This window comes from Bacillus sp. FSL R5-0523, from assembly GCF_037975295.1.
In the GTDB taxonomy this organism is placed as follows: Bacteria; Bacillota; Bacilli; order Bacillales; family Bacillaceae; genus Bacillus; species Bacillus subtilis.
Window position 1 is genome coordinate 3,828,652 of record NZ_CP150251.1, and the last position, 11,909, is coordinate 3,840,560.

9 protein-coding genes are annotated in these 11,909 nt (G+C 47.3%); 3 read left to right on the plus strand and 6 right to left on the minus strand.

Annotated elements, in window-relative coordinates:
* Window positions 1-33 precede the first annotated feature (33 nt).
* Genes cydC through cydA form a run of 4 tightly spaced genes read right to left on the minus strand, consistent with a single transcriptional unit; the run spans window position 34 to window position 5,867 of the window.
* Window positions 34-1,761, minus strand: coding sequence for a thiol reductant ABC exporter subunit CydC (gene cydC / locus NYE53_RS19605; protein ID WP_339246361.1), 1,728 nt, complete (start codon window positions 1,759-1,761; stop codon window positions 34-36).
* Window positions 1,758-3,461 (minus strand): thiol reductant ABC exporter subunit CydD, encoded by a 1,704-nt coding sequence (gene cydD, locus NYE53_RS19610; RefSeq protein WP_339246364.1) that lies wholly within the window; start codon window positions 3,459-3,461, stop codon window positions 1,758-1,760. Before cydD ends, cydC begins: the two co-directional genes overlap by 4 nt.
* The gene (gene cydB, locus NYE53_RS19615) at window positions 3,461-4,477 is read right to left on the minus strand and encodes a cytochrome d ubiquinol oxidase subunit II (RefSeq protein ID WP_251187445.1); all 1,017 of its coding nucleotides are present in this window, start codon (window positions 4,475-4,477) and stop codon (window positions 3,461-3,463) included. Before cydB ends, cydD begins: the two co-directional genes overlap by 1 nt.
* Window positions 4,461-5,867 (minus strand): cytochrome ubiquinol oxidase subunit I, encoded by a 1,407-nt coding sequence (gene cydA / locus NYE53_RS19620; protein ID WP_339246369.1) that lies wholly within the window; start codon window positions 5,865-5,867, stop codon window positions 4,461-4,463. The genes cydB and cydA overlap by 17 nt, the downstream gene beginning before the upstream one ends.
* A 553-nt stretch (window positions 5,868-6,420) precedes the next feature.
* Between cydA and cimH the strand changes: the two genes are divergently transcribed.
* From cimH to NYE53_RS19635, 3 genes are all read left to right on the plus strand, one after another.
* A complete protein-coding gene (gene cimH / locus NYE53_RS19625) occupies window positions 6,421-7,773 on the plus strand; it encodes a citrate/malate transporter CimH (protein ID WP_339246371.1) in 1,353 nt (450 codons plus the stop codon).
* A 121-nt stretch (window positions 7,774-7,894) separates the two neighbouring features.
* A complete protein-coding gene (locus NYE53_RS19630) occupies window positions 7,895-9,583 on the plus strand; it encodes a M56 family metallopeptidase (protein WP_339246374.1) in 1,689 nt (562 codons plus the stop codon).
* Between the two features lie 57 nt (window positions 9,584-9,640).
* Window positions 9,641-9,811, plus strand: coding sequence for a hypothetical protein (locus NYE53_RS19635; RefSeq protein WP_339246377.1), 171 nt, complete (start codon window positions 9,641-9,643; stop codon window positions 9,809-9,811).
* A gap of 13 nt (window positions 9,812-9,824) precedes the next feature.
* Here NYE53_RS19635 and NYE53_RS19640 read toward each other — a convergent pair whose 3' ends face one another.
* Both NYE53_RS19640 and msmX read right to left on the minus strand, forming a co-directional pair.
* Entirely contained in the window at window positions 9,825-10,664 is an 840-nt protein-coding gene (locus NYE53_RS19640; protein ID WP_339246379.1) for a polysaccharide deacetylase family protein, read from the minus strand.
* Between the two features lie 107 nt (window positions 10,665-10,771).
* On the minus strand, window positions 10,772-11,869 hold the full coding sequence (msmX, locus tag NYE53_RS19645; protein WP_003242648.1) for a maltodextrin ABC transporter ATP-binding protein MsmX: 1,098 nt from the start codon (window positions 11,867-11,869) through the stop codon (window positions 10,772-10,774).
* Between the last annotated feature and the right edge of the window lie 40 nt (window positions 11,870-11,909).

Genomic DNA, 11,909 nt, shown 5'->3' on the forward strand with positions numbered 1-11,909 from the left:
CAAACAAAAAAGGCAGCCTTTTAGGGCTGTCTTTTATTTTACAGGAACATCAAGGTGATATAGGCGGCTGTACCGTTCGTTTGCCGCCAGAAGCTCCTCATGGGTTCCTTCCATTTCTGTTTTGCCGTTTTCGAGAAATACGATTTTATCAGCCGCTTCCACTCCCGCGAGATGGTGGGTAATCCATAAAATCGTTTTTCCTTTCAGCACCTCAAACACCGTTTCCATCAATTCACGTTCGGTAATAGGATCGAGGCCGACTGTTGGCTCATCGAGGATGATGATCGGTGTGTCCTGCAGCAAAATCCTCGCAAGTGCGATCCGCTGGCGCTCTCCACCGGAAAAACGGATGCCCGTTTCCTGTACAGAGGTATGATATCCGTCAGGCAATGACTCAATGTAGTCATGCAGCTTGACCTGCTTTGCGGCGCGGCGCACATCCTCGTCGCTTGCATCTCCGTTTCCGAGCCTGATGTTGTTCAAAATACTTGTATCAAACAGGTGCGGTTTTTGATTTAACACGGCCACCGCATCCGCAATCTGATCCTTTAACAGCGCTGTCTCCACTCCGTTTAACGTTACAGAACCGGAGTCCGGTTTCAAGGCGCCCTCGATTAATGCAAGCGATGTTGATTTCCCAGAGCCGCTTCGGCCGAGCAGCGCCATTTTTTCTCCTTGGCGCAGCGTAAAGGAAAAGTTGTCAAGCACTTGGCTGCTGTTGTCATAAGAAAACGTCACATCACGAAAGGCCAAGGTGACATCTTGAAGATCGAGCATTTGATCCCCTGATTCAGTTTGTGACGCCTCCGGCTGAGGAGCCACCTTGTTCATGCGTCTGATAGAATCCTGATAGCCCGGCACTTCGCCTAAGGCATCCGAAAGCGGCAAAAAGGCTTCCGTCAACGGAAACACCACTAGCACAAAAGCGGCAATCATCGTTTTAGCGAGCTCGCCGTCCGCTTGCTGTCCCGCTGTCCAAAACAGCATCAGCAAAATAAGGCCGGCGACAAGGCATTGCGCAGCAAAGTCCCGCCATCTCATAAAACGTTGTTTTTTCCGTTCAAGCTCAAACCAATCATGTTCCTCTTTTTCATAAGCATCAATAAAAGCATGCCGGCGTCCGCTGAACATCCAGTCGCTGACACCCATCACGGCATCTGTCAGACGGCTGTACAGCACATTCCGTCCGCTTTTCAGCTTCGCATTCTTCGCTCTCGTCACGAGCAAAGACACAACCGGAAACAATACAACAAGAACAAACAAATAAAGCGCAAGCAATATGGCAAACGGCCAAGAGAAGAAGCCGAGCGCTATCACTGACACAGCATACAGGAGCAAGGCTGAGATCGCAGGAAAAATCGTTTTTAAGAAAGCATCCTGCAAATGCTCAATATCCTCAGACAAAATGCCGAGCATATCCCCCGTGCGAAAACGGGAACGCAGCATCAAAGCACCCGGCTCAAGCATATTGTAAAGGCGGACGCGCATGTCGGATACGATTTTCAAAATGATGTGATGCCCGACGAGCCGTTCCACATATCGCGATACAGAGCGCGCAATCCCAAAGGTGCGCACTGCGACAATCGGCACATAAATGAGCAGAATGTTTTCCGGCCTTGTCGCCGCTTTAGAAATCAAAAACCCTGAGGTGAACATGAGAAAAGCAGCAGAAAAAATCGTCACCGCGCCCAAAAAGATAACCAGAACAAACAGGCGGGCATTTTGCTTGATATACGGCAAAATCCATTCTTCTTTCTTCATGCTCTTTCCCCCAGTTGTGCCTTCACGAGTTTGGTATACACACCGTTTTTCTCCAGCAGTTCATTGTGAGTCCCGATTTCCGCAACCCTGCCCCCGTCCAGCACGATAATTTCGTCCATATCGAGCATCCAGTGAAGGCGGTGAGTCGCGAGAAAGACGAGCTTATCCTCAAATAAATCCAGCATCGTTTCTTTTATTTCATATTCTGTTTCGATATCAAGATGGGCGGTCGGCTCATCCAGCAGCAGGATCGGACGGTTTCCCAAAAAGGCGCGGGCCAGCGCGACACGCTGTGCCTGGCCGCCGCTGAGCGCCCGGCCGCCTTCCCCGATCCGCCCCTCTAATCCTTCAGGAAGGCTATCCACCAGCTCCGCCAGTCCCGCCGCAGCAGCGGCACGGGCTGTATCCTCTGCCGAAGCGCTTGGATGGTAGAAGCGAATGTTGTTCCCAAGCTTATCATCAAAAATGTACGGATGCTGAGGGATGTAAAGAAGGTTCTTCTGCCAGCTGCCGTCCTGCAAATGGGACCGGCTTGTACCATTAACCTCAATCATCCCGCCATCCGGCTCTAAAAATCCGCCGAGAATATCAATTAATGTTGATTTTCCGGCGCCGCTTGCACCGATAATGCCAATTTTTTTCTTTCCTTTAAATGACAGATCAATATCGGACACTGATCGGCCGACTGACACGCCTGACAGCTTCAGCTCATCCTGATCGGACCAAGCTTCGAGCTGAAGCGGCGTCTCTTCTTTAAAACTAGGCTGCGACAAAATCTCTTGAATGGTTTTTCCTGCTTCTTGGCCGTTCAGCGTTGCATGATAATCATTCCCCACTTCCCGCACCGGCAAAAAATACTCAGGTGCCAGAATAAGCGCTGTTAAAGCGGGGCCAAGCAAAATATCGCCGTCAATGAGGCGCAGGCCCAGAAATACTGCGACTGTCGCCACCGACAGCATCGTGAAAAAATCGAGGGCAAATGAAGATAAAAACGCCACCCGGAGCGTGCTCATTGTTGCCTTGCGATACCGCTCACTCACGTAGAAAATATTTTTGCTGTGTGACTTGCTCAAACCTAGGAAACGCAATGTCTCCAGCCCGCGAAGAGAATCAACAAAATGATTGGAAAGTCTCTGATAGGATTTCCACTGACGATCTGCTTTTCTCTGCGCGACAAGGCCGAGAAGAATCATAAAGATGATCAGAATCGGCATAGCAGCGACTAAAATGACCGCTGATGTCCGATCCTGAAAAAACACATAAATGACAACTGCCGCAGGCACAATCGCCATGCTGACCATTTTCGGCAGAAACAGCTCCAGGTAGCGGCGGAACTGGCTGATGCCTTCCATCGCCAGCGTCACCATTTGCCCCGTCCCCTCTTTCTTTGCAAAGCGGGGGCCTAATCGGAACAGCTGATCAAGAAAACTTTTTCTCAAATCTGCTCCTGTCCGGGCGGCGTATTGATAGACGATTTTCTGTCGCGCCACCGTCACCCCGTGCCGGGCGATAAAAGCGATGAGGAAAAAGCCGATCACCGGAAAAAGGGAGGTAATGCCCTTCCCGTTGAACAGTCCGGTTACGGCCTCACTCAGCCACTCTGCCTGCATAATAATGGCGGCTGTCTGAATCAACGTTAAACTAGTAATCAAGGTGAGAATCCGCTTCATTCCTTTATATCGAAACAGGTCTTTTCCCATTAATAAGTCATAGGCTCCTTATGGCTGACGCGCTTCCGGAAGACATAATAGCTCCAGATCTGGCTGCCGATGACGAACGGCAGTAGCGTTAATGCTGCAATTGACATGACTTTAAGCGAATAATCTCCGGAAGAAGCGTTAGCTACTGTTAAATCGTATGCGCTATGAAGCGAGCTGACCATTACCCGAGGGAATAGGGAAATAAAGATCATTCCCACGGTCAGCGCCAGACCAGCGCCTGTCATCCCAAATGTCCAGCCGTCTTTTTTCTTACGAATCAATACAGCCGCGAGCATAAAGCAGATGACAATCAAAACAGCGAGCGGAATGGTAATCTCGCCGCGGCGTGTAAACATGTCTGTCTGATACGCAGAAAGGGCCGCGAAGGCAAGAACCGCTACAAAAACAACACCCATTATCTTTTGTGCCATTTTCCGGGCGCGGTTTTGCAAATCACCAATCGTACGCAGCGTAATAAACATTAAACCGTGCTGGAAGCAAAGAAGGGTTACCGTCACACCGCCAAGTATAGAATATACATTGATATAATCAGATACATGTGCGTGAATGTTCATGTCGGCATCAATCGGCATTCCGCGGAATAATGTCGTGAACAGAACACCAAGCACAAACGGAGGAATCAGACTGCCGAAGAAAACGACCCAGTCCCAAACCTTTACCCATTTTAAATGATCCACCTTGCCGCGGAACTCAAACGCGACCCCGCGGCCCATTAACGCAAGCAGCACAATGACAAACGGAATGTAGTAACCGCTCAGCATCGTTGCATACCAGTTTGGAAATGCCGCGAAAATAGCGCCTGCGCCAGTCAAAAGCCACACTTCATTCGCGTCCCAGAACGGTCCGATCGTGTTGATCAGCACTCTGCGTTCTAATTCATTATGGCCAAGAAAACGGGTCGCCATGCCGACCCCGAAATCAAAGCCTTCCAAAAAGAAGAATCCTACAAACAATACAGCAACGAGTATAAACCAAAGATCATGAAGAGATGCCATGGTATACCTCCTGACTAAATGGATCTGTTGATACAGGCACATCATGATGATCATCATGCTCGGCACCTTTTTTAATCTCACGGATAAACAAGAAGACAAGCAGCGCGCCCAGAATCATGTACATCACACCGAATGCGATGATTGAGAATAACAGGGAGCCCGCAGTTACGTTAGGCGACACAGATTGAGCGGTTGTCATTAAACCCATAACCGTCCAAGGCTGACGTCCGATTTCTGTCATAATCCAGCCCGCGGAGTTCGCAAGAAACGGGAAGGAAATCAACGCGATCATGATGCGCAAATACCATTTGCTGTTTTCTAGCTTTTTGCGGCGGTTTAACCAGAGGCCGCCTAACGCAGCAAGGATCATGACAACGCCTGCGCCAACCATGATACGGAAGCTCCAGAATGTCGTTTTCACTGGCGGAATGTAGTCGCCTTTTCCGTATATTTTTTCGTACTCAGCCTGAAGGGTTTTCATCCCTTTGACACTTCCGCTGAATTTCTGATAAGCCAAGTAGCTCAAGGCATAAGGAACTTTGATTTCATTTGAGCTTTTTTCATTTTTTGTATCGATCGTCGCAAAAGCGGTCCAAGCAGCAGGGTCACCGCTGTCTTCCCATAGGCCTTCACTGGCAGCCATTTTCATCGGCTGTGATTCCATCAAGTGCTCAGCCTGCATGTGTCCGCTAAGGCCGACGCCAAGACCGGCACAAAGGCCGACGATCATTGCGAGTTTAAAAGATTGCTTAAAGAACGGCACTTCTTTTTTCTTCAGCAGTTTAAAAGCACTCACTCCGGCAATAAAGAAAGCTCCAGTGGCAAGCGCACCGAAAATAACGTGCGGGAATTCAACCCAAAGCTGAGGGTTTGTAATCAACGCGCCAAAATCATTCATTTCCGCACGGCCGTTTTTGATCGTAAAGCCGACCGGCTCCTGCATAAAGGAGTTTGCTGTTAAAATCCAGAAAGATGACATGATCGTTCCGAATGATACGAGCCATATGCAGAGAGCGTGAATTTTCTTCGGCAGGCGGTCCCAGCCAAAAATCCATAATCCGATAAAAATAGACTCCATGAAAAACGCCAATAATGCTTCAATCGCAAGCGGAGCGCCAAATACATCTCCGACAAAACGGGAGTAATCAGACCAGTTCAGTCCAAACTGGAATTCTTGCAGAATCCCCGTTACAACACCGACTGCGAAATTTATTAAGAATAAGTGTCCCCAAAACTTTGCCATTTTGAGATACAGCTCATTTTTCTTTACAAGATAAAGAGTCTCCATCAACGCAACCATAAACACAAGCCCGATAGACATCGGCACAAACAAGAAGTGAAACAACGTTGTTGATGCAAACTGTATGCGGGCTAATACCAATTCACTCATGCTTTCTCCTCCATTTCCGGTTAAAACTGTAATTTGCTCACTACTTCACAAATAGAACCGAGACTTTGATCAGTAATTCACAAAATAGACGAAAAAAATATTGCTCAATATTTCACAAATGTGTCAAAAAGTCATCCAATATGATGCAAGATTGCCAGACTGACCAAATGACACAATCTCTGACTGGTTCATATTAAGTACTTTACAACGATTCATTTCAAAAATAAAGCCTAAAATACCTAAAAAGTCCCGCACTATGTGACGGATTTTTGTCTATTTTGTTGCTTATTTATGTCGGCTGCTAGGATAAATGACCCTTTATTATCGTACATCAACACATCGTTCCTTGCGAACAAAATGCTTGCCCCCGCCCCAGCACTCGAGTCTCAGCATTCCGTCTTAAACCGATTTTAGTCAGAATGCCTCTTTTCATTTGAACCGGCAAGAGGAGGAAAGTTGAATAGTAAATTTTTAATATATTAATAATTTCAATTTTTAAGTATACTTAACATAGTGAACAATTTCACTGCATCAAGAATAGGGGGGTTTTTCAATGGGAGAGCTTCAAACACCCATGCAATTGCAAACGGATACAATTCACGAAGGGGTTCGAAAAGAGAATTGGTTTGCGAAAGCCATGAATATAAAAGTAGGCATCATACCGCTTCCTGTGTATGCCTTGCTGTTTATATTAATCACTGTTTTTGTTATGCATCACGATGTAAAAAGTGACATTTTGACATCCATCGCCGTCATGGCGTTTTTCGGGTTTACCTTTGCCCAAATCGGCAAATCGATACCGATAGTTCGTTCTATCGGCGGCCCGGCCATCCTAGCTACTTTTATTCCGTCCGCTGTCGTGTACTATCACCTGCTGCCTAATGATATCGTCAAATCCACCACAGAATTTACAGAAAACTCAAACTTTCTATATTTGTTTATCGCCGGTATTGTCGTCGGAAGCATTCTCGGCATGAAAAGAGAAACACTCGTAAAAGCATTCATGAAAATCTTTATTCCGCTTATTGTCGGTTCTGTCACAGCCGCTATTGTCGGACTGGCTGTCGGGACATTGCTCGGACTCGGATTTCAGCATACCCTGCTGTACATTGTCATTCCGATCATGGCTGGAGGAGTCGGAGAAGGCGCTATCCCGCTGTCCATCGGATATTCTGACATCATGCCCATTTCTCAAGGGGAAGCGTTTGCACTTGTTCTGCCATCGATTATGCTGGGCAGCTTGTGCGCGATTATTCTAGCGGGATTGCTGAACCGCATCGGAAAGAAAAAACCGGAATGGACAGGCAACGGCAAAGTGGACCGCTCCGAAGAAGAGTCTCCTGCGCTGGAGGAATCTCAAAGCGGACAGCAAATGTTCAACCTTTCTTTATTTGCGTCAGGCGGTATCCTTGCTGTTTCTTTATACTTAGTCGGCATGCTTGCTCACGATTTTTTCGGTTTTCCGGCACCCGTTGCCATGCTGTTACTGGCTGTTCTAATCAAGCTGTTCAGATTGGTGCCTGCCTCAATTGAAAATGGCGCGTTTGGAGTGTCCCGCTTCTTTTCAACAGCTGTGACCTACCCGCTTCTCTTTGCGATTGGGGTATCCATGACGCCGTGGGACAAGCTTGTCGCCGCTTTTAACCTCAGCAATATTATTACGATTCTGTCTGTCGTTGTGACCATGATGGCCGTCGGCTTCTTCACTGGAAAATGGCTGAACATGTATCCGATTGAAACCGCCATTATTAATGCATGCCATTCTGGGCAAGGCGGCACGGGTGACGTTGCCATTTTAAGCGCCGCTGAAAGGCTTGAGCTAATGCCTTTCGCCCAAGTGTCTACCCGCATCGGGGGCGCGATTACAGTATCCTTAACCTTATTGCTGCTGCACCAGTTTTATTGATCCCCGCAAGCAAGTTCTTCGTCAAACGAAAGAGCTTGCTTTTTTGCATGTCCATATTTTTGCAAGTTCCCGCCTCATGCTATAGTAATAGTTGGAAATACTAGATAGAAAGGAATATGGCATGCCTATGGGAACTCATCTATTTCTCTTTATGCTTCTCGGGCTGGGATTTTATTTGATATCAGCCCTGGCAGCAAAATTCATTCCGGCCGTAGACTTCTGGATTGATATTGTTCTTTGGGTCGGCGCTGCGGTTTACATCTTCTCTCATCTCTCATTCATGGACGGCATAGTCTCGATGGCGACAATGTTCTTCTGCTATTGGACCGCAATGGATCTCATTGTTTCAGAGCGTGCGGAAAAACCTTCGGGAGACTGGCAGGAAATCGAGCTGGCCAGAAACAAAACACGTCTCCTGTCAGACATTACGCTGACCGCCATTGTGTTTGCAGGGGCTGTTATTTTTTTCATCTATGGACCTGACACAAGCCCTCTCAAATATGTGATCCTTCTCGGCATGATCTCCGGCGGAGGGGCACTGGTGAAGCGTATACTGAATGTTTTCAGCGTAAAGGTTTTTTATTCAGCAGCCTTAGAAAAATTGCATATCAGCTCACACTATGAAACCCGTACATACCCGCTTTCCGATTTGAAGGACATTCAGCTTGAATCAACGGCTGATCTCTTAAAGCTCCATCCGCTTCTGACGATGTATTCATCCCGTTTAGATTTGACAACAAGCTTTCAGCAAGTTATTAAACTGTCTCTTCCCGGCGAAACACTGTTTTTGACGGTGAAGGAACCGCAAAAATGGAAAACAATTCTCCAGGAATACACAGATGCAGAAAACAATGTGGACAATGTGATTTCTGTTTTGCCGTTTTATCATCGAAAAAATGTGAAGCGGCTGCTCGGTAAGCTTTATTTTGCCGCCAGCGTAAAAGGGGTATCCGCTTACGCCTTATTGGTGCTCGCGTTATACGCATTACACGCCTCTCCATGGGTCATGGCTGTTGCCGTAATCCTGTATTGGGTATTCAACATGTATATGTCAGACCGTGTGTTGCGGGCGGCGATGGACGCCAAGCCTTGTCATCATCCGCATGTACAGGCAGCGGCCGATAAGATTTGCCGATCGGCCGGCATTTCCCATGTCCGCATATACGAAACGGAGAGTGATGATTACAACGGAATGGCAGTAGGCATGAATGTCGGGAGGTCAATGGTCATCCTGACAAGCGCCACACTAACACTTCCACAGCTTGTCATTGAAGGCATTCTGGCCCATGAGGCGATTCATATCAAAAAACGTGACGTTCTGTCATCACAGCTTTTGCGTTTTCTATATCTTGGAGCTGTCGTTGGGATTTTCCTCTTGTTTGAGCAGCGTATCACCCATCCCGAGGCCCACAAAATTGCGCTTTGGGCTTTCATTATGGCAATCATTATCCTATTCCAGCTCTATCAATCCTTTTGTTCACAATGGATGGAGGTGCGTGCTGACAACCTTGGCGCATCCTTGCTGGAGGGCGGTTACAAACAAATGGCTGAAGCCTTGAGAATCTTGGCGGTTCGGCAGGATGAGGACATACAGAAACAAAGCGCCTACAGCTCTGAAGCAGGTGAAGACGAGCTTCAAATTGACTCTCTCACCCGTGATAAAAGCTGGTTTTTCAGATTGATTGATTTTCAGTTCGCTCCTCATCCCCCTATGTATTGGCGTGTCGGCACTTTATTGTCAAACAAAGGACATGGGGTGCTAAAGCGCTGGCTCAGAGACCGCCTGAAAGAATCGATCACTTTGAAATGAAACCGGTCAGCGTTTCATCCGTATAACAGATATGGTGAAAAAAGGGAGTGACCAGAAGTGATAGTGATCTTATTGATAATAGCTATTATTGTTTTTCTTTCAGTCATTCAGCCACAGTCATCGGAAAATAAAAGCCGCCAGCAGGCAGACAGCGGGTATTTCGGTTATTCAGATCATAGCTCGCACCATGATGGATGCGGCTGTGGCGGCGGAGGGGGCGGCGATTAAACGCCGCCTTTTTTTATTTCATTGATTCGATGTACGCACCAAAAGCCGAGCCTGACATGCCTGGGGACACGCGCACACGATGGAGGGCATACATTCCCTGGTCTCTTGAAGCCGCGCCTAGTTCTGTCGTCACGCCCATTTGATAGCCCGTTTTTTCAGCGGCCTTCAGCGTCTCCTCATTGTAGCGCCCTACCGGATAGCTGATGATGGTGGTTTGCTGATGAAACATGTTGTCAAACAGCTTTTTCGAATCAGCCATCTCACTTTGCTGCTGTTGAGGCGTTAATCCGTTCAGCTCAAGGTGGTCAATCGTATGGCTTTCAATCGATATGCCGTGCTGTGCCATTTCCTTCATTTGTTCCTCTGTCAGATGGTGCTTATGTCCGATCGATTTGCCGATCATAAAAATCGTTGCCTTCATCCCGTACTTTTTCAGCACCGGATACGCATCTTGATAATTGTCGGTGTACCCGTCATCAAATGTGATCAGCACGCACTTCTCACTCGGTTTTTTATCCTGCGTCAGCATGAGATATGCCTCTTTCGGCGTTAATGTCTGATAGCCGTTATCATGAAGCCACTTCATATGCGCCTCGAATTCTTTCTTTGGCACACGGAGACTGTTTCCTGAAGAAATGCTGTGGTACATCAAAATCGGCAGCTTTGCCGGTTTCTCTGTTTTGATCCATGCGGATGTATCGTCTTCTTTTTTCTGAACTTGTACTGCCTTTTTTTCCGGTTTCTTTTGTTCCGCTTTTGGCATCGGCTGCTCTGCATTCGCCTCTTGATCAGCGCAAGCCGCAAGCGCCAAACAGCTGCCCAAAAGAAAGATGCTTAAAAACAATCGTTTCATCGTTCTCCTGCTTTCTGTCTATTTCTTCCTCCTTTTTCATCGGTTTGATTCTGAGATTTTCAATAGCAAAAAAACCGGACATGTCTCCATGTCCGGTTTTTTTGATCTTATCGAATTCTCACTTCTGTCTCACTGTCAAAGAAATGGCCTTTGTTCATATCAAATGCGACCGTCAGCTCATCGCCCGATTGAATATCGAGGCGGGCGTCGATCCGCGCAATAAAGTCTTGGTTGTCGATTTGCGAATAAATCATGATTTCAGAACCGAGCAGCTCTGCAACATTGATTTTCGCCTTAATCGAAGAGTTCTTATATGATTCCACGACAATCAATTCATCATGTATATCCTCAGGACGGATGCCGAAGATGACCTCTTTGCCGATGTAGCCTTTTTCACGCAGCACTTTCATTTTTCCTTCCGGGACGGTTAATGCCGCAGAACCGATTTTGATTAAACCATCCGTGAGCTTTCCTTTGAAAAAGTTCATCGCCGGTGATCCGATAAACCCGCCGACAAAGACGTTTTCAGGGAATTCATAAACATCCTTCGGCGTCCCGATCTGCTGAATTTTCCCATCTTTCATGACTACGATCCGTGTCGCCATCGTCAGCGCTTCTGTCTGGTCATGCGTCACATAAATCGTAGTAGTCTGCAGTCTCTGGTGGAGCTTAATGATTTCCGCCCGCATTTGCACCCTCAGCTTCGCGTCCAAGTTTGACAAAGGCTCATCCATCAGGAACACCTTTGCATCCCGCACGATTGCCCGGCCCAGCGCAACCCGCTGTCTCTGTCCGCCTGACAGCGCTTTCGGTTTACGGTGCAAATATTCCTCCAGCCCGAGAATTTTAGCCGCTTCTTCTACTCTTTTTTTGATTTCAGGCTTCGGCATTTTCCGAAGCTTGAGCCCGAACGCGATATTATCGTAGACCGTCATATGCGGATAGAGCGCGTAATTCTGAAATACCATCGCGATATCCCTGTCCTTTGGCGCTACATCATTGACCCGTTTTCCTTCAATATAAAAATCGCCTTTCGAAATTTCTTCAAGTCCTGCGACCATTCGCAGCGTCGTTGATTTCCCGCAGCCGGACGGGCCGACAAATACGATAAATTCCTTATCGGCAATATGAAGGTTAAAGTCATCAACCGCCGGTTCCTTTTGATCATAAAATTTATAAATGTGCTCCATCCGCAATTCAGCCATCTAACATCCCCCTTTGTTATTGTAAACGCTTTCTTATATT